The organism is Ancylobacter sp. IITR112, from assembly GCF_041415945.1.
Classification (GTDB): Bacteria; Pseudomonadota; Alphaproteobacteria; order Rhizobiales; family Xanthobacteraceae; genus Ancylobacter.
This window is the reverse complement of record NZ_JBGCUS010000001.1, coordinates 1,483,304-1,509,688: the sequence shown is the minus strand read 5'-3', so window position 1 is coordinate 1,509,688 and position 26,385 is coordinate 1,483,304. Positions and strand designations below refer to the sequence as shown.

Below are 26,385 nucleotides of genomic sequence, written 5' to 3'. Positions count from 1 at the left end.
GCGGTCAGGGCGCGACGGGCGCCCACAGCACATCCTCAATGTGGCGCGCGCCTGCGGCCAGCATCACCAGACGGTCGAAGCCCAGCGCGATGCCAGAGGCTTCCGGCATCTGGCCGAGCGCGGCCAGGAAATCCTCGTCAATGGGATAGCGCTCGCCATAGAGCCGTTCCTTTTCGTCCATCCATTGGACGAAGCGCCGGCGCTGCTCGGCGGAATCGGTAAGTTCGCCGAAGGCATTGGCGAGTTCGACCGCGCAGACATAGAGCTCGAAACGTTCCGCCACGCGGGCATCCGAGGGTTTCGGGCGGGCCAGAGCGGCCTCGGAGAGCGGGTACTCGCACAATAGGGTCGGCCGGCCGAGGCCGAGCCGGGGCTCGATCTTCTCCACCATCACCCGCGTGAACACATCCGCCCAACTGTCATCCCCGGCGACCCGAATGCCCGCCGCCCGCGCCGCCTGCCAGAGCGCGTCGCGGTCGTTCTCCGCCACCCCCACCGTCGCCATCAGGTCGATCCCGGCGAAGCGGGTAAAGGCCTCCGCTACGGTCAACCGTTCGGGCGCCAGCGTGACATCGCAGGAACCGCCGCCGAAATGGAACGTGTCGGCACCGACCGTGCGCGCCGCCAGCCCGAGCAGCGCCGCGCAATCCTGCATCAGCGCCTCATAGGTCTCTTCCGCCCGGTACCATTCCAGCATGGTGAATTCCGGATGGTGCAGCGCCGTGCGCTCGCCATTGCGGAAGACGCGGGCAAGGGTGAACAGCCGCGGCTCGCCGGCGGCCAGTAGCTTCTTGGCGGTGAATTCGGGTGAGGTGTGGAGATAGCGCGGCGTGCGCGCGCCATCGGGCCGCTCCAGCGTGGTGGCGAAGGCTTTCAGATGCGTCTCATTGCCGGGCGACACCTGCAGGATCGGCGTCTCCACCTCGATGAAGTCGCGTTCCGAGAAGAAGCCGCGCAGCGCGGCCAACAGATGCTGGCGCGCGAGCAGGAAGGGGCGCCGGTCGGCGTGGCGCGCGGGCGACCACCAGGGTGAGGCGGCAACAGACATGGCGGTTCTCCGGCGCGTGGATGCGCTGCGGGCGGGGTTGGCGGAAGACGGGCGCGCTTGTATAGGAGGCGCCAACGGAATCCCAGCGGTGCCCCGCGTGAGGCGGCGCACCCAACAGCCAGAGGACCGAAATGGTCAAGGTCATCGCCAGCACGCTGCGCAAGGGCAACGTGGTCGACATCGACGGCAAGCTCTATGTCGTGCTTACCGCCGACAACATCCACCCCGGCAAGGGCACCCCGGTGACCCAGCTCGACATGCGCCGCATCTCCGATGGCGTGAAGATCTCCGAGCGCTACCGCACCACCGAGCAGGTCGAGCGCGCCCATGTTGAAGACCGCCCCTTCACCTTCCTCTATTCGGATGGCGAGGGCTATCACTTCATGAACCCGGAGAATTACGACCAGGTCGCGGTGCATCCCGACGTGGTCGGCGACCAGGCCGCCTATCTGCAGGAAAGCATGCAGGTCATGCTGAAGATGCATGAGGGCGTCGGTATTGCCATCGAACTGCCGCAGCGCGTCGTGCTCGAAGTCACCGAGACCGAGCCGGTGGTGAAGGGTCAGACCGCTTCCTCCTCCTACAAGCCGGCGATCCTGTCGAACGGCGTGCGTTCGGCGGTTCCCCCGCATGTCGGTGTCGGCACCCGCATCGTGGTGATGACGGCAGACGGCTCCTATGTCGAGCGCGCCAAGGACTGAGGCCGTCTCACGAGACGAATCAAAAAGCCCGGCCAAGTGCCGGGCTTTTCTTTTGTTTCGGGCAGCGCGACCCTTCAGCCGCGGTCGCGCATCAGGCGCTGCTTGTCGCGCGCCCAGTCCTTTTCCTTCAGCGCCTCGCGCTTGTCATGCGCCTTCCGGCCGCGGGCGATCGCGATCTCGACCTTGGCCCGCCCCTGCTCGTTGAAATAGATGCGCAGCGGCACCACGGTCATGCCCTCGCGCTCCACCGCCTGCCAGATCTTGGCGATCTGGCGCTTGTGCAGCAGCAATTTGCGCGGCCGGCGCGGCTCGTGGTTGAAGCGGTTGGCCTGCAGATATTCCGGGATGAAGGTGTTGTAGATGATCGCTTCCCCGGTCTTGGCGGAGACATAGCTCTCCGCCACCGTGGCGCGACCGCCGCGCAGGCTTTTCACCTCGGTGCCTGACAGCGCGATGCCCGCTTCGAACACCTCGCCGATCTCATAGTCGAAACGCGCCCGCCGGTTGTCGGCAACGACCTTGCGTGGTTGTGTTTTCTTCTCAGTCATTGCTTTGCTCCGAACCGGAGCACGCGCCCCGATCTGACGTCAGTTGAGGATTCCGGCGTGGCGCATGGCCGCGCGGACGGTCTCCTTGGTCTTTTCGGTGACGGGCACCATCGGCAGGCGCGCCTCGTCGACGATCTTGCCGAGCACGCTCAGTGCATATTTGGTGGGGCTCGGATTGGTTTCAACGAACAGTGCCTGGAACAGTGGGAACAGCCGGTCCTGCAATTCCAGCGCCTTGGCGTAGTCACCGGCGAGGCAGGCGTCGATCAGTTGCGCGCACAGCTTGGGGGCGACGTTGGACGCCACCGAGATGCAGCCTTCGCCGCCATGCGCCATGAAAGCGAGCGCGGTGGCATCCTCGCCGGAGAGCTGGTTGAAGCCCGGCCCCATCGCCTGGCGCTGCTGGCTGACCCGGGCGAGATTGGCCGTCGCATCCTTCACGCCGACAATGTTCGTGAGCTCGAACAGCCGCGCCATCGTCTCCACGGACATGTCGACCACCGAGCGGCCGGGAATGTTGTAGATGTAGATCGGAATGCCGATGGCGTCGTTGATGGCCTTGTAGTGCTGGTACAGGCCTTCCTGTCCGGGCTTGTTGTAATAGGGCGTGACCACGAGCACCGCATCCGCCCCCGCCTTTTCGGCGTGACGGGCAAGGTCGATGGCCTCGATGGTGTTGTTGGAACCGGCGCCGGCGATCACCGGCACGCGACCCGCCGCCTGGGCGACGGTCCATTCCACCACGGCCTTGTGCTCGTCATGCGAGACCGTCGGGCTCTCGCCGGTGGTGCCGACCGGCACGAGGCCGTGAATGCCCTCCTCGATCTGCCAGTCGACGAGATCGCGAAAGGCTTTCTCGTCCACCGCGCCGTCGCGGAACGGCGTCACAAGCGCCGTAAAGGATCCACGGAAGGGCAGCGGGTGAGACATGGCGCGCTCCTGAAGCTCGATCATTCTTGTCGCACGGCATTGCGGGGCATGATGCGGCGAGGGGGCATCAGATATCGCGTCGGCGCGGCCGAAGGAAGGGCATTGTTGGCACTTCCCGTGGCAAAGCCCGGCAAAGCGTGCCTACGAAGCCACGCTGCCCCTGTTTCGCCGGGTTGCGCCGCTACACCCATGCGATGCTGGATGAGGGCGGAAAGTGACGGGCGGCCGGCATTGTGGTTAGCATTTCGTCAATAAGATCGCGCGACATTCGAAGCTGCCCATCTCGGCCGGAGGCAAGGCCGGCCCGAGCATCGTCCGTCTGGCAGGAGAGTGAGCCGTCATGAGCGAGTGCGCGAACATTTGTCCGCCTCGGCCGCGTTTGCGGGCCGGCCTGCGCCGCGGCTCGCGCGGCGTGCTGACGCTCGCCGCCGCGCTGCTCCTCGGCTCCGCCGCGCTCGTCCCCACGGCACAGGCTGCGACGCCGACCCCGCCCACCAAGCCTGCCAGTGCGAAAGACAAGCCGACAAAGACGACGGCGGCCAAGACGACGGCGAAGAAGAGCGCGCCGACCCCTTCCGCCAAGCCGACCGTGCAGGTATCGCCGAAAGTGACGGCGGCTTCGGCCGCAGGCGGCATGGCGCTTGCGGCCGGTTCCTCGCTCGCCGGCGCCAGCGGCGATCTCAAGACCGCGACCGATCTCATCGACAAGGGGCAAAGCGCACAGGCGCTCGCCATCGCCGATCAGATGCGCGATCCCGGCGCGCAGGCGCTGGTGCGCTGGCTGGCGCTGCGCGTGACCGCGCGCGATGTCGGCTATGACCGTGCCGTCGCCATTCTGCAGGCACACCCCACCCTGCCGACGCCGATCGTGCTGCGCCGCCGGCTCGAATATCTGCTCTATGTCGAGAACAAGGATCCGCAGACCATCCTCAGCTTCTTCGCCGAGCAGGCGCCCTATTCCGGCGAAGGCAAGATCGCCCTTGCCCGGGCGCTGTTCGCCGCTGGCGATCAGAAGGCGGGCGCGGCGTGGCTGCGCAATGCCTGGCAGGAGGACGCGCTCGCCTCCGACACCGAATCGACCGTCATGGTGGAGTTCGGCGGGCTGCTGACCCGCACCGACCACAAATACCGTGCCGACAAGCTGCTCTATGCCGAAGATGCCGAGCGCGGCCTACGCGCCGCCCAGCGTGCCGGCGACGATGTGGCGGCGCTGGCGCGGGCGCGCATCGCGCTCTTCACCGGCAAGGGCGACGTGGCAAAGCTACTGGCGGCGGTGCCCGGCGCGCTGCGCTCCGATCCCGCCTATCTCTACGCGCTCGCCAAGATGCAGCGGCGCAATGGCGACCACGCCGCCGCCGCCCGCACCCTCGCCAGCGCGCCGAAGGACCCAGGCCTTCTCGTCGATCCCGATGAGTGGTGGGTGGAGCGCCGGCTGGTGGCGCGCGGCCTGCTCGACAAGGGCGACGCCCGCACCGCCTACAAGGTGGTGCAGGACGCAGCCGTGCCGGAAGACGAGCACAAGCGGGCCGAGGCGCATTTCACCGCCGGCTGGCTGGCGCTGCGCTTCCTCAACGATCCGCGCGCCGCCCTTGTGCATTTCGCCAGGGTGCCGGAGAACCAGACCCATCCGGCCACGGTGTCGCGCGGCTATTACTGGCAGGGCCGCGCCTATGAAGCGCTCGGCTCCACCGCCAATGCGCGCTCGCAATATGCGACCGCGGCGCAATATGGCACCGCCTATTACGGCCAGCTTGCCGCGGCTCGGCTGGGCAACAGCAAGGTGAAGGTACAGTCGGCCCCGGCCGCCAACGCCGCCCAGCGCAACGCCTTCAACCGCGACGAAGGGGTGATGATCTTCAAGCTGCTGGAGAAGCTCGACAAGTCGAGCCTCTCCATCGCCCTCGGCTATGACCTCGCCGAACGCCTGCCGGATGCGGCGCAGCTCGGGCTGCTGGCCGAACTCGCCAAGCAGCAGGGCGACGCCCGCGCGGTGACGATGATCGGCAAGGTGGCACTCAACCGGGGCATACCGCTTGAGGCCGAGGCCTACCCCACCTTCGGCATCCCGGACTATCGGCCCATTACCGAGGATGTGGACCGCTCGCTGGTCTTCGCCATCGCGCGGCAGGAGAGCATGTTCAACCCGTCGGCCCGCTCCAGCGCCGGAGCGACCGGACTGATGCAGGTGATGCCCGCCACCGGAGCGACCATCGCCCGGCGCACCGGCACCAAGCTTGACCCCAAGCGCCTGGCCGTGCCGGCGGTTAATGTGCAGTTTGGCGCCGCCGAGCTTCGCAGTCTGCTGGACAATTACCAGAACAACTACGTGCTGACCTTCGCCGCCTATAATGCCGGGCGCGGCAATGTCGCCAAATGGATCGCCGCCTATGGCGACCCGCGCGACCCCTCGGTCGATCCCATCGACTGGGTCGAGCGCATCCCCTTCTCCGAAACCCGTAATTATGTGCAGCGTGTGATGGAGAATGCGCAGGTCTACAAGTCGCGCTTCGGCTCGCGCGGCTCGCTACAGATCGAGGCGGATCTGCGCGGCTCGCGGCTCTGACCCCGCTGAGTCGCCCTGCACGCCGTCTTGGGGTGTCAGGCTTGGGTGTCAGGCTTGGGTGTCAGGCGGGCCCGCGCCCGCGCAGCAGGCGCCGCAGCCAGCAGCCGCCCATGCAGCCCACGAGATAGGCGGCCAGCATGAGCACGGTCACGTCGATGGCGAAAGGCGTCATGATGCCCCCTTTCCCGTCGGGGCCGAGCCTCGCCGCCGGCGCGCCGGCGTGCAGCCGCTCCACCAGCCGGTGGCGAGGCCGAGCACCAGCGCGGCGGCCAGATAGGGCCAGAGTTCAAGCGCCAGGAACAGCATTCCTCACCTCACGATCAACTGAACGCCGGCGGCGGCGGGCAGGCTCGCCTCCCCCGGCGTCTGAACGGCGAGCGGGCGTTGCTCCCCGGTGATCAGCCGGTCGGGGGCGATGCCGGCCGCAGCGAGATACTGCACCAGAGACTGCGCTCGTGCCGCGGCCGTCATCATGTCCGTGTCGGGCTGGCGGATGGAGATCTCGATCAGCGCGTCCGGGCAACTCGCCGCCGCCGCCGCGAGACGGTCGAGCAATCCCAGGCTGGAAGGGTCTATACCCGCTTCGGCGGAAAAGCTGATGCTGCCCTTCTCAAGCAGATGGTTGATCACGCTCTGGCAGGCCGCGGCATCGAGCGGCGCCGCCGGCGGCGCGACATCGAGCGCCACGTCGAGCGTGAAGTTGGACGGCAGGCCGGCGGCCAGATTGGCCCGGACGGAAGCCACCGCCTCGGGGTAAAGCACGGTTCCCGTCACCTTGAGCTGGGTGTCGTCGAAGCGTGCCTCGCCGTTGTCCAGCCGCGAGAGCTGCCGCATTGCTGTCATCACTGCCGCGGTGAAGCCCTGCGGCGCGCCCTGGGCGATTGCCGATACGTCATTGAGCCGGTCGCCGAGAAACTGGATCTTGGCGGCCTCGACCAGCCGCTCATGCTCCGAGGGCGACGGGAAGAAGCCCGACAGCGTCAACCCGTCGCCATCCTTGCGCAGGCTGAACACATAGGGTGAGACGACCGGCGGGCGGACATCGCTGCGCAGGGTGAAGCCGCGCGGCGGCGATTCTTCCAGCGCCGCACGGACCGTCAGGAATGCCGCCGCGTCGAGCGCCTCTCCGGAGATGGCCAGCGTCGTGCCATTGCCCCGCACCGAGCCCTGGCGCAGCCGCGCAAGCTGGTCGATGCCGAAACTGGTCGCCGCCACCCAGACTTCCCCGGCGGGGCCGCCCATGGCGATACGCATCTCGTCGCTCACCGGGACACCGGGAAAATCGCCGCGCACCGCGTCGAGCACCAGCCGCTTGGCCTCTTCCGACGGTGCAAAGCCAGTCAGCCGCAGCCCGTTGGCGGTGCGCTGCACGCCCCAGATGAAGGGGTCGACGCGCGGCGGCTCGACGGCGAAGCGCGTGAGCGTGTAGCCCTCGGGAAGGTTGCGCCGGGCCGCGGCCACCGCATCATAAGCGGCGAAGTCCGGCGCCGTTCCTTCAATGGCGATGGTGGTGCCGGACAGCATCACCGTGCCATTGGGCAGGCGCGCCAACTGACTGAGGGCGAAGGCGGCCGCCTTGAGCCAGCCTTCGGTCGGCGGGGCGCCATCGGCGAGGCGCAGCCGGTCGGAGATCGCCGCTCCCGGCAATGCCCCGCGCACGAGATCGAGCAGGGCCCGCCTGGCATCGCCGAGCGGAATATAGCCCGACAGGGTCACGTCGCCGTCGCGTTCGCGTGCCGCCGACCAGATGAAGGGGGAGACGATCGGCGGCAGCACGGCGAAGCGCGCCAGTTCGAAATCCTTGGGCAGTTCGCTGCGCACCGTCACTTCCAGCGCGTCATAGCTGGCGAAATCGGGCGCCCTGCCCTCGATGGAGAACGCATTGTCGGAAATGGTGATACGGCCCGCCGGCATCTTGGCGAGCTGCTCGATGCCGAAGGCGACGACGCCGATGAAATCGCCGGCCGGCACGCCGCGCGCGCGCACCAGTTCCTTCTCGCCCGTCACCACGACGCCTGGCGCCATCGCCGCAGCCGCCTCGGCGATGCGTCGGCGTGCATAAGCGGAGGGGACATAGCCTTCCAGGTGCAGCTTGCTGCCATCGCGAATGGCGGTGAAGGTGAAGGGGCGCCGCTCCGGCAGCAGCGTGGTGCGGTCCTCGACGGTGCGCACGCCCGACAGGCGCGCCAGTTCATAGCGCACCTTGATGCGCGCCTCTTCCGACAGCGCCTCGCCTTCGAGCAGGGCATTGCGGCCCTCGAACCGCGCATGCGCCCAGGATTCGCCGATGACCGTGAGCAGCGATTCCGCCCGCGCGGTCAGGTCCTGTTCCACCGGTGCCCGTGCGAACATGACCGTGATCGCCACCAGAACGGCGAGGGCGGGCAGCCCTTTCCACCAGGCGCGCCAACGACACATCATTTCTTCCCCCGTGCGGCAGCCGGAATCAACCGGCCGCCAGGCCGGGGGAATTGACCATAGTTCCACGACATCAGGAAGCGGCCCCCTCCTGCCGGCGTCTCGTCACACCCACTCACCCGCGCGCATCACCAGCTCGGCCGTTCCGGCGGCGGTGACGCCGTCGACATCCACCTCGCCCGATCCGATCATCCAGTCGATATGGATCAGGCTCGCATTGGCGCCGCGCGCCGCCAGTTCTTCCGGCGTCAGCGAGGCGCCGTTGACGAAGCACTTGGAATAGGACTGGCCGAGCGCAATATGGCTGGCGGCGTTCTCGTCGTACAGCGTGTTGTAGAACAGAAGGCCGCTCTTGGAGATCGGCGAGGAATGCGGCACCAGCGCCACCTCGCCGAGCCGGCGGGCGCCCTCATCGGTGTCCAGCACCTTGTTCAGCACATCGGCGCCGGTGCGCGCCCGCGCCTCGACGATCCGCCCGCCCTCGAAGCGCACCGCGATGTCCTGAATCAGCGTGCCCTGATAGGACAGCGGCTTGGTGCTGGCGACATAGCCCTCCACCCGGTCCCTGTGCGGGGTGGTGAAGACCTCTTCGGTCGGGATATTGGCATTGCAGATGATGCCGTTCTTCGCCTGCGAGGCGCCGCCGGCCCATTCATGCTCGTCGGCGAGGCCGACGGTGAGGTCGGTGCCCGGCCCCCGGAAGCGCAGCGCGGCGTAACGCTGCGCGTTCAGCCGGGCCGTGCGTGCCTGAAGCTCGGCATTATGCGCCGCCCATGCCGCGACCGGATCGGACGCATCGACGCGCGAGGCGGCGAAGATCGCGTGCCACAGCTTGGCGACGGCGATGTCCTCGGGATCGTCAGGGAACATCGCCTTGGCCCAGGCGGGCGCGGCATAGGAAACGATGGTCCAGTTGATGTCGAAATTGGCGATGTGGGTCAGCGCCGGCATATAGGCCTTGGAACGCGCCCGGTTGGCCCGCGCGACCTTTTCCGGGTCCTCTCCCGCCAGCAGCGCCGGGTTCTCGCCGGAAATGGCGAGCCGGGCCGCACCGGATGCGAAGGCCTTGGCCATGCCCTCATAGAGCCAGCCGGAAGCGGTGTCGAAGCTGTCATCGCGCCCGCTGCGAAAGCGCATCAGGGTCGCTTCCTCATCGCCGAACAAGGTGGTGACGAGGCTGGCGCCGGCCTTGTAGGCGTGTTCGGTGATTCGGCGCACCAGCGGCAGCGCGTCGAGCGAGGCTGTCATCACCAGTTCCTGGCCCGGCTGGAGGCCGAGCCCCACATGCACGGCGACAGCGCCGAGCCGGTCGAGACGCTCCTCGTGCGACAGGAGTTCGGGAGGGGTGATGGCGTGCTTGGTCATGCGGGTCTCCGAAGCGGCGGTGTCGTCGCTGCACCATTGAAGGAAGCAGCGGCAGCGCCCGTCAAGCCGCAAGCCCTACAAACGAAAACGGGCGAGCCCAAGGCCCGCCCGTCTCCTGCTGTCAAAGCCGGCGTGATCAGCGCTCGCTGCGCTTGTTCGCCCGCTCCTGATTGATGATGGCCTGATCGCCGGGCATGTACCACGGATCGGCATAGGAAGGCTCATAGCCATAGGACGGGCCGAGCGGCACGGTACGGACCGGAGGACCATAGACCGGCTCGCCATAATAGCGCTCGCCGACATAGGCGTTGCGGCCTTCATAGACATGACCGCGGTAGCTCGGGTCGGCGAAGGCGGTGCCGGCCGCGCCGGCGGCGAGAATGCCCAGAGTAGCAGAGGCAAGAAGAAGCTTGCGCATGTTGTCGTCTCCGTCGTCTGAAAGCTTTTGTTTCTGGATCGGAGCCTGAACTCCGGTCCGTTCGGCCAGACAACGGCGCTGATGATGAAAAGGTTCCGTTCACGTCTTTGCGCGCAGCGCGCGAACAAAGACAAAAGGCAGCGAATGCACGGCAGACGTGCCGAATTACCACCCAACCAGCCAATTGGCGAGCTGGCCGCCCAGCACCGCCGCGCCAAGGCTCAGCCCGAGCGCGACGATCACGGCGCGGCGCGTGCGCCGCTGCAGGTCGCGGTTGCGCACGCTGAAGGACAGCGCGTCCACCGCCGCCGCTATCGCCTCTTCCGGGGAGGTTGCGACCGGGCGGCCGTCCGGGACGATCATCAGATTTTCCGGCTTGCCCCAGTCCTCGACCAGATGCCCGTCGCCGTCCCGCCCGTCCACCTGCGGCGGATGGCGCTCGACCAGCGCGCGCGGATCGGCCGACCACAGGAAGACGGGCTTGCCGCGCGCCTCCGCATAGCCGATCTCGAACGCGGTGCCGGGGTCCATATGGGTGCCGCGAAATGGGGAGATGTTGGCGATCACCGCGTCCGCCGCGTCGACCATGTCGAGGCAGGCCCGGCGGATGTCGACGCCTTCGGGATGAAACGGAAACAGCCCCTGCGCCCCGGCCGCCGCGCAGATCGCCTGCAGCCGGGCGCCCTCTGCGGCGGCGTCGGCGCGAAAGACCTCGGGACCGGCGAGATAGAGGCGAAGCTGGCGGGGCATGTGCATCTCGCGGCTCGCAGGCCGACAGGTTCGCCAGGCCGGCACGCCACGGCGCCCGGGCAGCGTTCATCGGGCGGGGAGTGGCGACCGCGGCTGGGCTCGAACCAGCGACCTGCCGCTTAGAAGGCGGCTGCTCTATCCAGCTGAGCTACGCGGCCCCGCTCCCGCCCGCCATCGGCCCGGTCAATGGGTCCATTGGCCGACGCGGCGGAAGCTGAAATTGTCGGAATAGGCCATGCGGCGGCGGGCCGGCTCCTGCGGCTCCTGCAGTTGATAGGCGATGCCGTGCCGCTCGGCATAGGCGACGGCTTCTTCCTTGGTCTCGAAGCGCAGGCGCACCTGGCTCTTCATGTCGCCGGAACTGGTATAGCCCATCAGCGGCTCGACCAGGCGCGGCTGCTCGGGCTCGTAATCGAGCACCCAGAGCTTGGTCCGGGCGTTGCCGGACTGCATGGCGGTCCGGGTCGGCTTGTAGATGCGTGCGACCATTTCCCCTCGCTCCCTTGCCGCGCCGCCGGCCCCCGCCGCATGAGATCGGCGTCGCCGGGCAGGCCCTCGCCCGCCCTGATTAAGGCGCTCCCTACGTTCTGGCAATGGCCGCGCGCCACCTTCTCCCGCAGCGGTGACGGGACGGCGCGGCGCCGCGTGCGCCGGCGGGTAACGCCGGGACGGACGGGCCCGTAATCGGCGTCGAAACCGACAGCATTCGGGCCCTGCGAGCAAGCAAGTCGCCCACGTCGTATCAGCATCTCCCGACCTAGGACGGGGGCTCCCCCAGGCCATCGTGCCGCTACTGGATAACGCTCGATCGTAAGCACCCCTGACTTTTGCTGTCTCTCGTCCTATATAAGCAGGGCGTCGTCATGTGTGACGGCCTATTTTACCATTCAATCAGACCACAGGATTGGACAGGATTTGCAGGTTCTCGTACGCGATAACAATGTCGACCAGGCTTTGAAGGTTCTGAAGCGGAAGATGCAGCGCGAAGGCATATTTCGCGAGATGCGGGCGCGCCGCGCCTATGAAAAGCCCTCCGAGCGCCGCAACCGCGAGGCCGGTGAGGCCGTTCGCCGCGCCCGCAAGGTGGCGCGCAAGCAGGCGGTGCGCGAGGGGCTGATCGCCGCCCCGAAGAAGAAGCCGTCGACCCGGCAGGCCCCTGCCCGTGCGGTCGCTCCCAAGCCGCCTTCCGCGTCCTGACGCGCGACGCCTCCCCAGCGCCTGACGACCTCGAAAGGAATCGACCATGAGCCGTACGCTCCCCGCCTCTGCCCTGCCCACCGCCGATGCGCCGGCCGCCCGGCCGGCCATGACCCGGATGGAATCCAAGGCCGAGGCGATCTCGCGCGCGGCGATGGAAGCGATTCAGCAGGAGGTCGCCAAGCGCGAGGCGAAGACCGCGCAGCTACGGGCGGCGCGGCTGGCCAAGGAAGCCGCCGACCGCGCGGCCGCGCCCAAGCCCGCAGCCGCCAAGCCGGCCGCTGCCAAGGCTGCCGGACCCAAGCCGGCCGCTGCCAAGCCGGCCGCCGCCAAGGCCGCCGGACCCAAGGCTGCCGCCGCCAAGCGTAGGGCTGCAGCGGCCGGCTAGATCATGTCACTGTTTCACGCAAACAGTGACATGATCTAATTCCTTGTTTTGGCGCGTTCTCCTCACGCGGACCGGGCATCCCGCTTGGCTCGAAAGCGCTCTGGGCGCCGTCGGGCCGGCCGGTCCGCGCCGGGCGATGCAGGCGAGTTGCCGGTGCTCGCCATCTTGCCGAGCGGGACCCTTCTGTGCCATCTGACAGCGGCCCGGTGTTCTGGGCTGGGAAGATTGGTCCCGGCCGTCGGGAACGAGCCTTGTCGGGGCATAGCGCAGCCCGGTAGCGCGGAAGTTTTGGGTACTTCAGGTCGCAGGTTCGAATCCTGCTGCCCCGACCAGCCATCCGATTGATTTTGAAGGTGATTTCGGTAGGCGTTCTGACGCCGTTCTGACAAAACGTTCTGACGGCTGTTCCGGCGGTGTTCTCACGCGGGGCTGTGGCGAGCGCAGCCTAGCCTTCGCCCGCCAGCTTTGGCTTCGTCTCTGGCTTTGGAGGGTGCGCCGATTGTGCCCACCCGATTGCAGGCGGCGCAAACCCGATGGCTCACGGTGCGATGAGTGCGCGGCGTGGATGTCAGTCAAGTAGACCCGCCCCAGGTCGGCACATGCGCCGGCAGCATGGTGAGCGCGATCCGCTTCGATCCGCATTCAGCGCACCGGAGCTTGGGCACGAGATCCGCATGCAGCGCGCCATGTTCCGGGCCGAGCTTGGCGGCGAGCGCCGGCAGGTCGAGTTCGCGCGCATGCCAGCAGGCCAGGCACGTCGCCCGGATGCCGTAGCCCAGCGCAATGCAGCCGCCGATGGTGTCATTCGATGATCCCATGGCAGGAGCATAGGCCAGAAACGCGAAAAGCGCCCCGCCACCCGTGAGGGCAGCGGGGCAAGGCGACAGGGAGGAACGCCCCGAGGGGCATTGACCGGGAGGCGTCCCGGCGGCGATCCGCGCGTCTGCGCGAATTTCTTCGGTCTCCACAAAATGGTGCTTGTATTTAGCGTAAATTGCGCTATATTGATCCTGTCAGCCGGGGCTGACGTCCGGCGCCTCCCGGATATAGCGAGGCAGGAGATAAGACCATGACCAAGATTTTCTTCGGCGACCGCTGCATGCTCGAAGTGACCGAGCTCCCGTCTCTCACCGGCACCGAAAAGCAAGTCGCTTGGGCCGAAGACATCCGCGCTTTCGCGATCAATGAAATGCGTCGCGCCTTTGATCATATGCGTACCGCCAAGAATATTAACGACAGCGCCGACCTGGACCGTGGCGCCGAATTCGCCCACAAGACTTTTGCTCCGCTTTTCGACACCAAGACCGAAGCAAAATACTGGATTGACAACCGCAACACCGATATCCGCACCCTCGCCAAGTCACTCTGAAAACGACGGGCGGCGGCTGATGCCGACATCCTTGCCGATCTCATCAATGAGCATCTATGCCTGCCGCGACACGCTCGCGGCAGGCCTCGTCACCCGGTTTTCCGGCCTCCACCCGAGCGACACGCCTGCGGTACACCGCGCCGCGATGCCGCGGGGCGTGGATGTCAAGAGCCTCGAATCGACACCGGCCATCGTGACGCCTCTCCGGTCGCCCTCGCTCGATGAGATCCACAATCTGGCCATCACGCGGGCATGGGCATCGGGAGCCTGGGATATCACGCTCTCCCTGACCTCTCCGCTCGACGACAGCGCCATCATGATGGTGGTCGCGGGCAAGGATTATGACCTCGCGCCCGGGCTCCGCGATGCCCTGATTTCCGCCGGGCAAAAGGGCCGGCTGGCACTATGGCTGTGGAGGCCGATCCATAGAGGGAGCCCTACCCGCGGACTCGCGCACGCCGCCAAGGATCGCACGCTGCAGCCTGATGGCAGCCGAGCGGGCGAGCCCCCGGAGGGCCTTAAGCGGCCGATATGGTCGTGGCGAGGCAGCCGGCAATGGACAATCCGGCTTGGCCAATGGAGCGAGACGCATCGGCCGGCGACAGCCGCGCAGCGGCGATATCTCGCCGTCCTCTTGTCTCAGCGTCGGGACGCGACGCCGATCCCGGCCTTGCTATCGTTTGCCAGGGCGTCGGAGTGGATCGACACACTCAAAGGAGACAGCGCGTGACCAGTCGCTATATCAAGCACATCACGCTCAACACTGGACATTCCGTCCAGTCGCCGCGCGCCGGGGTGCGGGACGATATCGTCAATCTGCTGCGCCCCGTCCTGCGTAACGCCATCGAGAGCCACGCCCTTACCCCTCTGGTCTATGGCGCTCTCAACGTCTCGCTGCGGGCGACCAGTGGCGGCGCCCACGCGATGATTACGCTCTTTGACGACGCCTCCGGCCACCCCATCATCACCATGACCGTGGCGACGAGGTCGCGAGGGGCAACGGGCCTGTGGGAGATGCTGCATCGTGATTTTGCTGGCATGGACACGGACCCGTCCGTACCGCCTCTGGCACCGTGGTGCGGCGTCGTCCTGCTGCCAGCCCTGCCGCTGCGGCCCGACGCTCTCGGATGGGCGGGAGACCTCGAGCGGTGTCTCGCATGGGCCTGGATGGAGGAGAGACATGGATCTTGATCTGGAGGCTATCCGCCTGCGGCTCGGCGTGCCGACTCAGGTCGGCTTTGCCGCCCTGCTGGGCATCAGCGGCCAGCAATATCGCAAGATCATTGCTCGCACATCGCCGCCGACACGCACGCTAACTCGGCTGGTACACGCCTATATCGCCGGCTACAGGCCGGCGGATTGGTCGGACATCACTGTCGACCGGCGCCGCATCCGGCAGGCGGGCTAGCCGCCTCACACCTCCGGCCCCGCCGGCGGGGCCGGCCACTTGCCCTCATAGGCGTCCATCCGCGCCCGGTGCCGGGCCGACCTGATGGCGCGCTCGATAGCCTCCCACTCCTCCAGCGTGCCGATGCCGGAGAAGCCGGGGCCGTCGATGATCAGAAGGCCGGTTGGCGGATCGTAGGAGGCGCGGAAGCCGGGCGTGGCAATCAGCTTCATGGGCGATGCACCGGCTGGCGCTTGGCGGCATTCTCGACCACCCGGTCGAGCCGCTCGTTGATTCTGTCGAGCGAGGTCCGCACCCCGCCGACCGCGCCGAGAATTTCATCGCGCACCTGCTGCACATCGTCCTTGCTTACATAGGTGCGCGCAGCCTCCAGCTTGAACTCGGCGAGTAGGCTTTGCGCCAGCGCGGCAGCGGCGTGGGCCGCTTGCGCCTTCATGTTCGCATCGTCAGCCACGGCCTTCCCCGTCTTGTCGATCCTTCCCTCGATCCTCCACCAGACGGCGGCAACGGCCCCGAGAATGGTCAGAACGAAGAGGACGCCCTCGCCCGTCACGTTTCCGATCATCAGCGCCACCCACACACGGCTTTGCCGGCCGCATTGTTGGCCTTGACCTGGCGGATCGTTTCATCGGTATCGGCGGCAGACCAGCGCACGGGCTGGAGCACCGTGCAGACCGCCTTACCCGTCGCGCCGCTGCCATCCGTCATCGTCGCGCAGCCGGCCGTCGAGAGCGTCGCGATCAGCGCGCTGGCGCGCAGCAGTGCCGCGCTCAATGATGTCGTCCGCACGGGCCTGCTCCTGTTCTTTGGCGCGCTGGAGGGCGCCGGACGCGCCTTTGTTGCGTCCGGCGAGATAGGCAATGCCGCCCGTCGCGAGGGCTATGGCGGCGGTCTTGATCGCGGATGGCAGCAGCGCCCACACGGGGCGCCAAAGCGAGTAGGTGGACGCGAGGAGAGCGGCGCCGGCGAGCGCCCACACCCACCAGGGCGTCCAGTCGAGGATGGCGGCGAATATCCAGCTCATGCCAGCGCCTCGGCAAGCCGGGCCGCCTTGCGCCGGGCGTACCAGCGCCAGCCGAGCCCGCCGAGCGTGACCAGAGCGCCGGCCACGATCAGCGCGACGACAAGCTGCTGCACGCGCTCGCTGGCGCCCGCATAGGGCTCGATCTGCTGGCGCACCGTCTCGATCACAGTTCCGACCGTCGCGGTGCCGCCGCCGGCACCAATCGCCGCGTCGGCTCCGGCCGTCGAAGGCGGGCGCGGCGCGCTTTCGGCCGACGCCTTGGCGCCCGCGCCGTGGATTTGCTCCGGCGCCGCACCCACCGATCCGCTCGCCCACGCCTGCCCCGTCGACTGGACGGCGGCGACGCGGCGCGCCCATCCTTTTCCGAAGGTCTTCCAGGTCTTGAGCGCCCGCAGAAAGGCCAGCCGCTCGGCGCAGATCGCGGCGACCAGCGCGTCATGGTCCGAGTGCGCCTGCACGGCGGCAAGCGTGGCGACCCCAAAGATGCCGTCGACGCGATTGAGCCGCAGCGCCCGTTGCAGCCAGCGGATGGCACGGCCCGGCCCGGAATTGACCGCGGCATCGTAGACCGCGAAGTCGACACCCGCCGGCAGGTCGTCGCCGCGCACCGCGTCCCAATACTGCTTGCGGTAGATCGAATCCCGCTGCTCCGCCCAGCCCGGCCATTTGCCCGTGCTGGCGGAAAGGGTGCGCTTGGGCACGCCGCTGGCAGCGCACCAAGCGTCAAAGACGCGCTGGGTGATGCCCTCATAGGTACGCCCGCCCGGATCGGACGGGTGATTGCTGAATTTGCCCTCATAGGCGAGCACATGGGGCTGCGCCCGCGCGAAACCGGCGGCGGTCATCGGCAAATCTCCAGATTGTCGGCATGATAAAGCCGCCCGGCGAGGGCGGCTCTTGAGGCGGTCAGTGGCGGCGCTCGGTTCGCGGCGGCGCCTCGTCTCTCGCCGCATCGGCGATGTGCTCGGCAAGCGCCAGCACCAGCATGGAGGCGAGATAGGCGGCGAGCCGCAGATCAGGATCGTCGCGCAAGGTGTCGTGCAGGCGCTGCGCGGTGTGGCGCAGGGTCAGAAGCTGGTCGATTGGCATGTCCCATCCCCTCGGTTGCAAGGGGAACAGACTTGCACGGGCAATATGCCGTATATTACCTATGGTGAGATTACTCTGCGCCGCCTGCTATTCCGACGGGATGATCCGCACCAGCCCCGTCGCCTCGCTGATCAGGGCATAGGTGCGCATCGGCAGCGTTTCGGTGTTTTCGGGGTCTTCGAGCGTGGCGATCTTGGCGCTCTCCGCCGCGTTCGACACATCCGTCGAGGTCACACCGCCAGCCAGAGGCCAAGTATAAGGCGACGGCAGCGACCAGGCGGCCGTCTTGGAGTAGGGGTAGCTCGCCGCTTGAACGTCCGTAAGCGGACAAGACATCATGAGGTGTGTCGCCGGCTCAAGGCCGTCTGCCGACATCGGAATGGAAACGTTGTCGCCCTCGTCCCCATTCACCACGTTGAAGAGGCGATTGATCGCCTCCCCGTACTCGATAGGCACGAGATACATGCACCACCTGGACATCAGAAAGCTCCTGTTTTGGAATTGACCCATTGTTCGGTCGCCGCGATCAGCGCGGCAGATGTTGCGCCGCCTCGCGCGATCAGCGGCCCTATGCGACCGTTGAAAAAAAGAGATGTGCCGCTGCGACCACCAATATAGTGCGTGTAGTTCCCGAAATTTCCGCTTCCCAGTGACGAGCCAGCGGGCACCAGAGGTGGGACGGCCCCGTTAATGCGCGGCATTATTTCGGTAGCTAAACTCGCGCCCGCTATGTCGTATACGCACGACGCGACGAGAGTGAGCGGCGCGGACGCTAACGCCGTGGTGTTCTGCCCGCCGAGGCCGGTGCCCCGCCCCGAAAAGCTTATTTGTCCCGAGTTTACGGCGGTGGGCACAACGAATGCGATTGATCCGTTATTGGTAATCGTCGTCGGAGAAGTATCCCATATGACAGACACAGCGGCCTCCGACAACTTACGGAAGCCCGCCCACACGGTAAGCTTGTCTGACGCCGATAGCGGTACGGACGACACTGTGGACATGAAGTCGTCGAAGGCATCCGGCAGCGCCCAGTAATAAGTGCCATCGGTCTGCCACTTGAAACGCTTGCTCTGTACCGACTGTATGTAGTGGTTGCCGTTCCCGCTGATGTCATCGGCGCAGGCGATCAGGTCATCATGCGCCGTGCAGGGGACGGTGCGCGCGGTGTCCTTCCAGACCGTCCCCGGCAGCCAAGGAATGATGTAACCCTGCTCACCGGATCCGAAGAGATCCGACACGGGGCTGAAGCCGCCAGCCCGCCGGCTGCGCATCGTCAGCCCGTACCCAAATCCATACATCTCACTGGCTCCTCGGTGCTGCGCTCTTGTAGGGATTGCCGGCATCCATCCGCCCGGCATCGCCAAGCGTCCAGGCGACCCATCCCTCGATCCGCGCGAGATCGGCATCGCTCAGATAGGCATCGGCGATCACATGCGAGGACAGCCCGCCAAAGCCGTTGACCGTGTAGCTGCCGGTGCCCGAAAAGGCCGCGACCGACGATGTGCCGCCCCCCGCCGCTGCGCCATTGATGCGGAAGCCGTAGGTGCCGGCCGGCCGCGCGGTCTTGGCGGCGACGAGATAGGTCTCGCCATCCACGATCAGCCGGCTGCTCTCCTGCAGATTGGCAAAGCCGGCGGTGAGGATGCCGAGCACCCGCGTGCCGTACTGCGTCGCGGGCGAGGCCCAGCTCTTGAAAAGCCCCCAGCCGGTGACATTGCTGTCGGAAATGATCGCGGTCCAGTTGAACCAGTCGTTCGGGCGCGGCGACAGCAGGCCGACGATGCTGCGCGCGGCTGGCGCGGCACTCAGCCCGCCGACGCTCAGACGGCGGTCGAAATCGAGATAGATCGTCGGCCGCCCATCCGCGCCCGTCGCCTGGTAGAGCGGGCGCAGCGCCGTGCTGGGCTGGGTGTAATACATGCCGCCGGCAATCGGCGACCAGCCATAGAGGCGCCCGCTGTCGAGATAGAGCCCCTGGCGCACGTCGAAGGCCCCGACAAGGCCGTCGAGCCCAGCCGGGGTCCACATCTGGATGGCGTTGCTCACGCGCTCGCCGACGCGGTAGCGGATCGCCCGCCCCTCCAGCTCCAGCGTCATCGTCCAGTCCTGCGCCGTCTCGCCGGGCAGGTCGACGCCATCCGCCTGCCACACCCCGCCGGGCTGGTCGGCATGGTAGAGCGAGCCGGCATAGCCGCCGGTCGCCGCGCCCGCGTCTATGGTGATGACCGGCGGCAGCAGCCGCCGGCGCGTGATTACAAGCCCCTCGCCCAGCATCACCGCCTCAGAACTTGATCGCGTACAGCAGCGCGACATTTCGCGGCCGCGTCTCCGCGCCGTGATTGCCGCTGGTCGGCGCGCCAGTATTGGTGTTGGTGATGCTGAAGGCACCACCATCGCCATAACCGAGACCGCCAGAGACACGCGCCGCGCTGTGGTCGTGGTCCTGCAACTGATGATTTTGCCAGGAGCCCAGCGCCCGGCCGCTGTCCACCCCGCGCCCGTCATCCCAGGCGCGATCGAACTCGCCGCGCAGGTCCGGCAGCCGGAAGGTGCCTCCCGATGCTTCGCGGAAGCGGAAAGTGCCCGCCGCCCACACGCCGCTGGTCTCCACCAGCCCATGATGCAGCGCCCAGCCATAGAGCGCGGCATAGGTGGTGGTGCTGATATCCGCGCCATTGGCCTTCAGCGTGCCGCGCCGGGGCGTGGACCGGCCGAGCTTGACGATGTCGCCGATCCCGTCGCTGGCATAGCCCTCATAGGCCGCGCCATTGGCGTCATAGACCTGCCAGGTCATCGTGTCGGCATAATCGACATGGTAGAGCGGCCCGACATCTTCGGTCGGCAGCGGAGAACCCGCCGCCACCGTCAGCAGCGCGCCGGTGAAGGTCACTTTTTCCGCCAGCTCGTCGAGTGCCGCCTGCACATTCTCCGCATCAAGGCCGGACGTGGCGTTGTCATAGCGGGTATTGGCGGAATTGAAGACATCCGCCTCGACGCCATCGGGGTCATAGTCCGCCGCGTTCATACTGCCGACATTGGCATCCTGCGCGGCGGCGATCAGCGTGCCGAGCGTAGCCGTGATCTCGTAAAAGCCCGCCGCCACATAGAACGCCACCCCGCCGTCGCCATCGGGGTCTATGGTGAAAGGATTGTCCAGCGGCTCGGCGCCCTCCTTGTCGGCGAAAAGGCTTGCCAGCAGGCCCGTCGCCTCATTGCGCACCGTCACCTGCGCCCCGGGCATCACATTGCCGGCCTCGTCAGTGATCGTCGCCTGCCAGCGGTAAAGGGTCATGGTCCGTCCTCGTGCGCGGAAATGGCGGTCACAGCAGGCCGATGATGCCGGTGGCGGTCGTGCCCGTGGCCCACACGCGGGCCGGGCCGATATCCAGCGGGCCGGGGCTGGCCACGGTGAATGTCACGGTGCCGCCGGCCACCATCGTCACCTTGATCGTGCCGGCGCCATTGACGTAAAGCGCCTTCGGCACCTCGGCGAGGTCGGTGCTGTCACTGGGCGTGATGTCGAAAGCCCTGCGCGCCGGCGCGGTCGGCGTCGCGGCATGGGTGGCGAACGAGTCGGCCATGGTCGTCTCCTGTTGAGCGTCAGTTGATCTGCGCACCGCGGATATCCGCTGTGCCTGAAAGGGTGAGATGGCTCACGCCGTCGATCGCAACCCCCGCAGCGCCGCCCGTGGCGAAGCCGCTGCTGGTACTCGGCCGCCCGGCCTGTCCCGGCCCGCCGCCGCGCCCCGCCGTGCCGAATCCGACGCCCGGCGCCTCGGAGGTGCCGGGCGCGCCATTCCCATTGCCGGGGCCGCCCTTGCCGCCAATGGCGCCCTGGCCGCCGCCGCCACCGAACACCGTGTTGCCGCTGACATAGGCGACGCCGCCGCCGCCGCCCCCCCACACACCGCCGCCCTCGAATTGGAGTTCCGCCGGCTGGGCAAGCTTCAGCGCCGGCCCGCCGGGCCGGCCGAACAGGTCGAAAAGCCATCCGCCATTGCCGCCCGCGCCCTGTATGCGCCCGCGCAGCACGATCTTCGGCACCGTGTAGGAAGGCCAGTCGCCCAACTCGATCGCCGGCAGCGTGGTGGAGGTTGAGCCCACCACCACCCCGGCCTCGATGACGAAGGTCACACTGTCGCCGCTCACCGGCTCCGGATAGCTGTAATCGTGGATCGTGCGCAGGTTGAGGTTGAAGTCATTGGCGTCGATGTTGAGCACGCGGTTTGTCAGGTCGTCATCGTCGAGGATGGTGCCACGCATCTCCTCCGCTTCCACCTCATAGAAGGTCGGCGTCGGGTTGATGCTCACCACCTGCACCGGCACAAGGTCGGCCTCGCCCGTGTCTGTCTGCAAGATGCGCGAGGCCAGGAAATAGCCCCGCCCTTCCAGCGGCGTCAGGCGTCCGCCGCGCAGGATGGAGAAGCTGAAGCGCCGCGGCGCGTCCCGAAACCGGCCGAGCAGGATATACTTAACCTATCTGTTTGTTTTCAGCGGCTTACGCCTTCTTGTAGCGCCCTTGTCGCGCCAAAGGCGGCCGCAATCCCATGAGCGGCCCTAGAGGTGCGCTCATCTTCCGGGAATAGATGGCCATAAACATTGTAGGTCGTCGTGACCGAAGCGTGCCCTATTACTGTCTTCAGGTTCATTGCGGGCAGGCCAGCCTCAATCAAGAGGCTCGCAGCTGCATGGCGCAGAGAGTGGATGGTAAAGCGCACACGGTCCCCATCGACCAAATTGGCATCTTCCATCATTCTCCGCCATTCATCCGATATGTTGGTCCTCGCAGGCGTTCCCCTAGCCGTTCGCAGCACATCGCCTGACATGTCCATAAAGCTATCTGGTCCGAACACCGAAAACGCCTTTCCAGCCTCGTAGAGGTCCAGCTTGCGTTTTCTCAGAGCGCTAGGTTTACTTGATCGCCCCCCGTCACTTGCCTCTTTGTCGACAAACTCATTTATCCGCCACAATCGAGCGACGCGGCAAAGCGCTTCATATACAGGGTACGTCAATGGCACCGAGCGCACGCCCGCGCGCGACTTGGGGCACTTCCTTCCATCGTACCGGGATCGGGAGTGTCGGACATGAATAACGCCGCGACGGATATCAATGTCCTCCCACCGAAGCGCACACATCTCGCCAAGCCTCAGCCCCCCGAACACGCCCAGTCGTACAATGGCATACCGGTTCACCGCAGAGGCCAAAAAGCCCCCTTGCAGCCTCCGCGATGACGCCTCCAATAGCGTGCTAATTTCCGCTTTACTCGGGGCCACCCTCCTTTTGCGATTAGACTGAGGTAATTGCACCGGATCATCACGAAGAACATTCCTTGTGATCCATCGGCGCTTTATCGAAAATCGGATAATTCCGATCAAAGTAACCATCACATTTGAGATCGTTGCTTTAGCAAGATGCTTTGACAGATCGTCAATCAAAAATTGCACTCTATCACTCGTAACATCTTTTATCTTCATATGTCCGATATTTGGAATTATATGGTTATTTACCCGCGAGATATGTCCGTGGAGAGTTCCGCCGGCCATTCGGTCAGCCACTTTCCAGCGCCGCTCACAATCGAGAAGATACCCCTCCGCTGCTTCCTTAACCGTCTTTGACGCTCGGTCAGCGACGTGCGTGCCGTTCTCGATTTCCGTTTCAACGGTTGACCTGAAGCGATCGGCATCCTTTTTCTTCTCGAATGTCTTCATGCGGCGCTTGCCGCCTTGGTCGGTGTAGCGCACCACCCAGGCCGTTTTCGTCTCGCCCTTGTGGGTCCACTCGCGCTTTGCCACGCTCGCCATAGCTTCAACTCCTGAATATGAGGGGAAGCCGGCCGCACCTCACCGGGCGCGGCCGGCGAGGGTGTCAGTTCGCGGCGCTGCCGGCCTCGGCGAGGCTTGCGCACCAGTGCTCAATCTGCCGGTCTATCTGCTCCAGCCTGTCGCAGGCATGGAACAGCACGGCTTGCAGAGCGTCGGAATGAGGTGGGCTTAGCTCATCCCTCAAGCCGTCCACCATCAGCCGCGCCGCGAGGCAGAAGCGGGCCGCGTCCAACGCCGGCAGATGGATCTCGCGCAGATGCGTCAAGGCTGACGCCGTCATGTCGACACCCCCCGCTGCGCCTGCTCCCACAGGCCGTCATGGTCGGCGATGCCGCTGTCGTCGTCGTCGTGCGGCTGGTCGAGGATATCGCCGCCGTGCTCGTTCTCAGCCTCGGCATCGTCGCCCGCGTCTTCCTCGCGGTCATTGGCGCAGCCGATAGCCCATCGCGATTGATCGCCGCCGGAAGCGCCCCGCAGCCGGTCAGAGAAGCCGTAGGCGGCAGGGAGCGGCCCGCCGTAGCAGATGCGGGGAAAACTCTCCGGCGCGGCCAGAGCGGGCTCCCTATCGCTGTCATAGCCGTCTGGATCGTCAGAGGCGTCCCACTCGCGGTCGCTGCCATCATCGAAGAACCAGCACCCGCCGCCGATGGCGTGCCAGCCGAGCGAAGGCTCGTCGTCTTCCTGCGACACGGCCCGCCCCGAAATGCACGGGCCAGATTGCTCCGGCCAGCTGGCATCAAGCTCGTCACCATCCGGCTCGCGGTCGGCGTCGATAGTGTCGAGGGCATCGAGCATGGACAGCGCCGACTCGATGATGCGCGAAAGCTCCCGGCGGGTATTCAGCCGGTCGGCAAGCGGGGGCGGGAACGGCCCTCCGTAGTCTTCTCCGATGTACATGGGTTCTGCTCGCGGTCTAGAACCGGCTTTCCAGGGCCGGGGATGCCACCCAGTTGGGGGCACCCACGCCAGCGACAGGCTGGCACCGGGAGTCTGGAAACACGTCCGCGAGAACGTGCGCCACGGCCTTCACCCGAAGGCTGTTTTATCCCAAGCAACTTTTCAGTTGCCTGCGCCGTGGCACTCCCGGCATAGTGAGCCGGTCACGCCCACGGCAGGGCGCGTCAAATTTCGGCGACGCACAGACCCGGCAAGGTCGCAGCGCACGCCTATCGCGGCTGAGATGCTATCCCCGGCAAGGGACCATCTCGGGAGTTTCCAGGCTCCATTTCAATTCATGCGCCAGTTCGCACCATCCGGCAAGATGGTGGCGAACCCGCGCGCGTTATTTTTGTAGCTACGTTTATTGACGCATCTTATTTTCGTAGCTACGAATATCCACATGATCATCACATGGGACGAGCCCAAGCGGCTGGCGAACATCGACAAGCACGGCTTCGACTTCGCCGCGCTGTCGCTCGAGTTCTTCGCCGCCGCTGTCATCGTCCCCGCGAAGGACGGTCGCCAACTCGCCATCGGCGAGCACAACGGCGCGGTCATCATTGCCGTGGTGTTCGCCCCGCTCGGCACCGAGGCGCTTTCGGTCATCTCCATGCGCCGCGCCGACAGGAAGGAAAGGAGCCTCTTGCATGACTAAGGCATGGCCCAGCTTCATCACCCGCGATCTTGGAGACACCCCCGAGGATGCCGCCGAAATGATGCGCCGGTGGGAAGCCTACAACACTGAAATGCAGGCGATCATTGCCGCCGGAGGCGCGCGCCAGGACGCGGACGGCTGGTGGATTGACACGATGACCGGCGAGCTTATCGGCCCCGATCCCGAGACCGAACGACCCCGCACAGACGAGGAACTGGCACAGGCCCGCCCTCTTGCCGAGGCGCTGCCGGAGCTTGCCGAGACCATCCGGCGGGGGCGCGGCCGTCCGAAGTCAGAAACGCCCAAGCGCCTGCTTTCGCTGCGGCTCGATTCCGATGTGATCGAGGAATACAGGCGCACCGGGCAAGGATGGCAGGCGCGCATGAACGATGACCTGCGCAAAGCGCGGGGGCTGTAGGAGCTGGTGATGGCCAGAACGGCAATCCGGCGCGCCCATCCGCAGGGCGGGCCGCTGGTGGCGGCGGATGGCGCATCCTGACGCTGGCCGCCCGAAGACCGGAACGCCCGCCCACGGCGCCCGCTGGCGAGCGGCGCCGCATAAGCCCGCGCGGCGCACGATCAGCGAACCGGGCCGCTCAATATCTCCGCGATGCGCGCCAGCCCCTTCGCGGTCACGTGGACGCGGCTCGCCACGCGGTCGCGCCCGTCGTCGTCGCGATACAGGAAATCGATGTGATCGAGAAAGCCGGACTGAATCTTGTCCTGATAGCCGATCCAGCTGGCGTTGCCCGGCCGCTTGTAGATCCATCGCCGCATCGAGAGGAAGGATATCAGCTCCGTAGGCCGCACGTTGAGCGTCTTCGCCGCGTCGCGCAGGCACATGCTGCCTTCCGCGCCCTCAAGCCGCGCCAGGTGGCGGACCTTCTCGGCCTGTCCGGCGATGATCGCGTCGCGTTCCGTCACCTGCCGGCGCATGTGATCGACCACAGCAAGCACTACCAGCGGATCGGACGGGTCGAAGGCGGCGGATGGCGGCGCCGCGGCGGCTTCCAGTTCAAGCCAGCGATCAATGATGCGGGCGCGCAGATCGAGGCGATAGCCGGAAACGAGGATAAGCGTTTCCCGCTTGGGAAGGCGTAGAACAGGCGACTTGATTGGAGCGCCGCCACTGGGGTTAGGGCGCTCCACCACGCCCCCAAAGTTGGGGAGACGGTCGCCCCCGTGGAGCTCTGCCAACATCTTGCGCGCGTCGCGCATGACATGATCGTGCCGCTTGTCGAGCAGGTCCGCAATTTCCAGCGTGGACATGGTGAGCGGCTGGGCATCCACACCGCTGATGTCGATGGCGGCAAGGCCCGTATCGGTCCCTGAATTCATCCCAAATCCTCCGAAGAACGCGCCCGGCCGGCCGAAGCAGGACGCACAACGAAAAGCGCCTGGACGAGCTTTTGCTCGGGCGCTGCACCCTCTCGGCCGAGGGAAATGATTGGCGGTGTAGTCAAGACCTAACCGGCCGCACCGAGCCGCAGGGCGGGCCGCTGATTGCGACGGACGGCACGCCCGGTGCCGAAGCCGTGCCAAGGCCAGAACGCCCGCCCACGGCGCCCGCTGGCGAGCCGGGCCGGCAATCCGATGGCGAGGGGCGCCCCGAACCTGCGGCGCGGCGTCAGGGCCGGCGAGGATGCCGGGGCGATCCGGCGAGCCCAGCCGCAGGGCGGGCCGCTGGCGGCGACGGTGCGGCGTGCCCGGTGCCGAGGTCGCGCCAAGGCCAGAACGCCCGCCCACGGCGCCC

The 26,385-nt window shown here is 66.5% G+C and carries 35 protein-coding genes and 2 tRNA genes; 11 read left to right on the top strand and 26 right to left on the bottom strand.

The genetic code is table 11. From position 1 onward, the window contains the following. Positions 1-4: 4 nt before the first annotated feature. Positions 5-1,048 (bottom strand): EF-P lysine aminoacylase EpmA, encoded by a 1,044-nt coding sequence (gene epmA, locus AAC979_RS07145; protein ID WP_371346127.1) that lies wholly within the window; start codon positions 1,046-1,048, stop codon positions 5-7. A 131-nt stretch (positions 1,049-1,179) separates the two neighbouring features. Between epmA and efp the strand changes: the two genes are divergently transcribed. Then, complete coding sequence (efp, locus tag AAC979_RS07140) at positions 1,180-1,749, top strand: elongation factor P (RefSeq protein ID WP_371346126.1); 570 nt, start codon at positions 1,180-1,182, stop codon at positions 1,747-1,749. A 74-nt stretch (positions 1,750-1,823) separates the two neighbouring features. Here efp and smpB read toward each other — a convergent pair whose 3' ends face one another. Continuing rightward, the gene (gene smpB, locus AAC979_RS07135; RefSeq protein ID WP_371346125.1) at positions 1,824-2,297 is read right to left on the bottom strand and encodes an SsrA-binding protein SmpB; all 474 of its coding nucleotides are present in this window, start codon (positions 2,295-2,297) and stop codon (positions 1,824-1,826) included. 39 nt (positions 2,298-2,336) lie between these two features. Beyond that, on the bottom strand, positions 2,337-3,227 hold the full coding sequence (gene dapA / locus AAC979_RS07130) for a 4-hydroxy-tetrahydrodipicolinate synthase (protein ID WP_371346124.1): 891 nt from the start codon (positions 3,225-3,227) through the stop codon (positions 2,337-2,339). A 340-nt stretch (positions 3,228-3,567) separates the two neighbouring features. Between dapA and AAC979_RS07125 the strand changes: the two genes are divergently transcribed. Next, positions 3,568-5,790 (top strand): transglycosylase SLT domain-containing protein, encoded by a 2,223-nt coding sequence (locus AAC979_RS07125; protein ID WP_371346123.1) that lies wholly within the window; start codon positions 3,568-3,570, stop codon positions 5,788-5,790. A 168-nt stretch (positions 5,791-5,958) separates the two neighbouring features. On the opposite strand, the gene AAC979_RS07120 is transcribed toward AAC979_RS07125, so the two are convergent. The 7 genes from AAC979_RS07120 to AAC979_RS07090 all read right to left on the bottom strand — a co-directional run bounded on the left by AAC979_RS07120 (position 5,959) and on the right by AAC979_RS07090 (position 11,230). Beyond that, positions 5,959-6,096 carry a hypothetical protein gene (locus tag AAC979_RS07120; RefSeq protein ID WP_371346122.1) on the bottom strand — a complete coding sequence of 46 codons (138 nt, stop codon included), beginning with the start codon at positions 6,094-6,096 and terminating at the stop codon, positions 5,959-5,961. Positions 6,097-6,099: 3 nt separating this feature from the next. Continuing rightward, positions 6,100-8,211 (bottom strand): flagellar motor protein MotB, encoded by a 2,112-nt coding sequence (locus AAC979_RS07115; protein WP_371346121.1) that lies wholly within the window; start codon positions 8,209-8,211, stop codon positions 6,100-6,102. Between the two features lie 102 nt (positions 8,212-8,313). Beyond that, positions 8,314-9,573 (bottom strand): aminopeptidase, encoded by a 1,260-nt coding sequence (locus AAC979_RS07110; RefSeq protein ID WP_371346120.1) that lies wholly within the window; start codon positions 9,571-9,573, stop codon positions 8,314-8,316. Positions 9,574-9,709: 136 nt separating this feature from the next. Next, entirely contained in the window at positions 9,710-9,991 is a 282-nt protein-coding gene (locus AAC979_RS07105) for a hypothetical protein (protein ID WP_371346119.1), read from the bottom strand. A 165-nt stretch (positions 9,992-10,156) separates the two neighbouring features. Next, positions 10,157-10,741 (bottom strand): nucleoside 2-deoxyribosyltransferase, encoded by a 585-nt coding sequence (locus AAC979_RS07100; protein ID WP_371346118.1) that lies wholly within the window; start codon positions 10,739-10,741, stop codon positions 10,157-10,159. Positions 10,742-10,822: 81 nt separating this feature from the next. Continuing rightward, positions 10,823-10,899 (bottom strand) — tRNA-Arg (locus tag AAC979_RS07095). Between the two features lie 25 nt (positions 10,900-10,924). After that, on the bottom strand, positions 10,925-11,230 hold the full coding sequence (locus AAC979_RS07090) for an ETC complex I subunit (protein ID WP_371346117.1): 306 nt from the start codon (positions 11,228-11,230) through the stop codon (positions 10,925-10,927). A gap of 426 nt (positions 11,231-11,656) precedes the next feature. Here AAC979_RS07090 and rpsU point away from each other — a divergent pair, with 426 nt between their 5' ends. The 3 genes from rpsU (at position 11,657) to AAC979_RS07075 (ending at position 12,658) form a co-directional block, all read left to right on the top strand. Further along, positions 11,657-11,938: a 30S ribosomal protein S21 gene (rpsU, locus tag AAC979_RS07085; protein ID WP_371346116.1), complete on the top strand. Its 282-nt coding sequence runs from the start codon at positions 11,657-11,659 to the stop codon at positions 11,936-11,938. Positions 11,939-11,984: 46 nt separating this feature from the next. After that, positions 11,985-12,326: a hypothetical protein gene (locus AAC979_RS07080; protein ID WP_371346115.1), complete on the top strand. Its 342-nt coding sequence runs from the start codon at positions 11,985-11,987 to the stop codon at positions 12,324-12,326. Between the two features lie 255 nt (positions 12,327-12,581). Continuing rightward, a tRNA-Pro gene (locus AAC979_RS07075) sits at positions 12,582-12,658 on the top strand. Positions 12,659-12,898: 240 nt separating this feature from the next. Here AAC979_RS07075 and AAC979_RS07070 read toward each other — a convergent pair. Beyond that, on the bottom strand, positions 12,899-13,144 hold the full coding sequence (locus AAC979_RS07070) for a hypothetical protein (RefSeq protein ID WP_371346114.1): 246 nt from the start codon (positions 13,142-13,144) through the stop codon (positions 12,899-12,901). Between the two features lie 251 nt (positions 13,145-13,395). On the opposite strand from AAC979_RS07070, the gene AAC979_RS07065 reads away from it, so the two are divergent. The 4 genes from AAC979_RS07065 to AAC979_RS07050 are packed head-to-tail and all read left to right on the top strand — an operon-like array spanning position 13,396 to position 15,103. Then, positions 13,396-13,695, top strand: coding sequence for a hypothetical protein (locus AAC979_RS07065; RefSeq protein WP_371346113.1), 300 nt, complete (start codon positions 13,396-13,398; stop codon positions 13,693-13,695). Between the two features lie 46 nt (positions 13,696-13,741). Further along, positions 13,742-14,425 (top strand): hypothetical protein, encoded by a 684-nt coding sequence (locus AAC979_RS07060; protein ID WP_371346112.1) that lies wholly within the window; start codon positions 13,742-13,744, stop codon positions 14,423-14,425. Beyond that, positions 14,422-14,886: a hypothetical protein gene (locus AAC979_RS07055; protein WP_371346111.1), complete on the top strand. Its 465-nt coding sequence runs from the start codon at positions 14,422-14,424 to the stop codon at positions 14,884-14,886. The genes AAC979_RS07060 and AAC979_RS07055 overlap by 4 nt, the downstream gene beginning before the upstream one ends. Continuing rightward, positions 14,876-15,103 carry a hypothetical protein gene (locus AAC979_RS07050; RefSeq protein ID WP_371346110.1) on the top strand — a complete coding sequence of 76 codons (228 nt, stop codon included), beginning with the start codon at positions 14,876-14,878 and terminating at the stop codon, positions 15,101-15,103. Before AAC979_RS07055 ends, AAC979_RS07050 begins: the two co-directional genes overlap by 11 nt. 5 nt (positions 15,104-15,108) lie before the next feature. On the opposite strand, the gene AAC979_RS07045 is transcribed toward AAC979_RS07050, so the two are convergent. From AAC979_RS07045 to AAC979_RS06980, 14 genes are all read right to left on the bottom strand, one after another. Beyond that, positions 15,109-15,315, bottom strand: coding sequence for a hypothetical protein (locus AAC979_RS07045; RefSeq protein ID WP_371346109.1), 207 nt, complete (start codon positions 15,313-15,315; stop codon positions 15,109-15,111). Continuing rightward, complete coding sequence (locus AAC979_RS07040) at positions 15,312-15,677, bottom strand: hypothetical protein (RefSeq protein WP_371346108.1); 366 nt, start codon at positions 15,675-15,677, stop codon at positions 15,312-15,314. Before AAC979_RS07040 ends, AAC979_RS07045 begins: the two co-directional genes overlap by 4 nt. A 105-nt stretch (positions 15,678-15,782) precedes the next feature. After that, complete coding sequence (locus tag AAC979_RS07035) at positions 15,783-16,127, bottom strand: hypothetical protein (RefSeq protein ID WP_371346107.1); 345 nt, start codon at positions 16,125-16,127, stop codon at positions 15,783-15,785. Next, entirely contained in the window at positions 16,124-16,972 is an 849-nt protein-coding gene (locus AAC979_RS07030; protein ID WP_371346106.1) for a glycoside hydrolase family 108 protein, read from the bottom strand. The genes AAC979_RS07035 and AAC979_RS07030 overlap by 4 nt, the downstream gene beginning before the upstream one ends. A gap of 61 nt (positions 16,973-17,033) precedes the next feature. Continuing rightward, positions 17,034-17,216, bottom strand: coding sequence for a hypothetical protein (locus tag AAC979_RS07025; protein WP_371346105.1), 183 nt, complete (start codon positions 17,214-17,216; stop codon positions 17,034-17,036). An 87-nt stretch (positions 17,217-17,303) separates the two neighbouring features. After that, positions 17,304-17,696, bottom strand: coding sequence for a hypothetical protein (locus tag AAC979_RS07020; protein ID WP_371346104.1), 393 nt, complete (start codon positions 17,694-17,696; stop codon positions 17,304-17,306). Further along, complete coding sequence (locus AAC979_RS07015; RefSeq protein ID WP_371346103.1) at positions 17,696-18,514, bottom strand: hypothetical protein; 819 nt, start codon at positions 18,512-18,514, stop codon at positions 17,696-17,698. The genes AAC979_RS07020 and AAC979_RS07015 overlap by 1 nt, the downstream gene beginning before the upstream one ends. A gap of 1 nt (position 18,515) precedes the next feature. After that, positions 18,516-19,490, bottom strand: coding sequence for a hypothetical protein (locus AAC979_RS07010; protein ID WP_371346102.1), 975 nt, complete (start codon positions 19,488-19,490; stop codon positions 18,516-18,518). 7 nt (positions 19,491-19,497) lie between these two features. Next, positions 19,498-20,508 carry a hypothetical protein gene (locus AAC979_RS07005; RefSeq protein ID WP_371346101.1) on the bottom strand — a complete coding sequence of 337 codons (1,011 nt, stop codon included), beginning with the start codon at positions 20,506-20,508 and terminating at the stop codon, positions 19,498-19,500. Between the two features lie 28 nt (positions 20,509-20,536). Next, positions 20,537-20,797, bottom strand: coding sequence for a hypothetical protein (locus AAC979_RS07000; protein ID WP_371346100.1), 261 nt, complete (start codon positions 20,795-20,797; stop codon positions 20,537-20,539). Between the two features lie 19 nt (positions 20,798-20,816). After that, complete coding sequence (locus AAC979_RS06995; protein ID WP_371346099.1) at positions 20,817-21,572, bottom strand: hypothetical protein; 756 nt, start codon at positions 21,570-21,572, stop codon at positions 20,817-20,819. A 134-nt stretch (positions 21,573-21,706) separates the two neighbouring features. Next, entirely contained in the window at positions 21,707-23,017 is a 1,311-nt protein-coding gene (locus AAC979_RS06990) for a tyrosine-type recombinase/integrase (RefSeq protein ID WP_371346098.1), read from the bottom strand. Positions 23,018-23,081: 64 nt separating this feature from the next. After that, positions 23,082-23,318, bottom strand: coding sequence for a hypothetical protein (locus tag AAC979_RS06985; RefSeq protein ID WP_371346097.1), 237 nt, complete (start codon positions 23,316-23,318; stop codon positions 23,082-23,084). After that, positions 23,315-23,833, bottom strand: coding sequence for a hypothetical protein (locus tag AAC979_RS06980; RefSeq protein ID WP_371346096.1), 519 nt, complete (start codon positions 23,831-23,833; stop codon positions 23,315-23,317). The genes AAC979_RS06985 and AAC979_RS06980 overlap by 4 nt, the downstream gene beginning before the upstream one ends. Positions 23,834-24,377: 544 nt before the next feature. On the opposite strand from AAC979_RS06980, the gene AAC979_RS06975 reads away from it, so the two are divergent. After that, the gene (locus AAC979_RS06975; protein ID WP_371346095.1) at positions 24,378-24,632 is read left to right on the top strand and encodes a BrnT family toxin; all 255 of its coding nucleotides are present in this window, start codon (positions 24,378-24,380) and stop codon (positions 24,630-24,632) included. Between the two features lie 58 nt (positions 24,633-24,690). After that, positions 24,691-25,050, top strand: coding sequence for a BrnA antitoxin family protein (locus AAC979_RS06970; RefSeq protein ID WP_371346094.1), 360 nt, complete (start codon positions 24,691-24,693; stop codon positions 25,048-25,050). Positions 25,051-25,211: 161 nt separating this feature from the next. Here the strand turns inward: AAC979_RS06970 and AAC979_RS06965 are convergent, their stop codons facing one another. Next, on the bottom strand, positions 25,212-25,901 hold the full coding sequence (locus tag AAC979_RS06965) for a phage antirepressor KilAC domain-containing protein (protein ID WP_371346093.1): 690 nt from the start codon (positions 25,899-25,901) through the stop codon (positions 25,212-25,214). Positions 25,902-26,385: the final 484 nt, after the last annotated feature.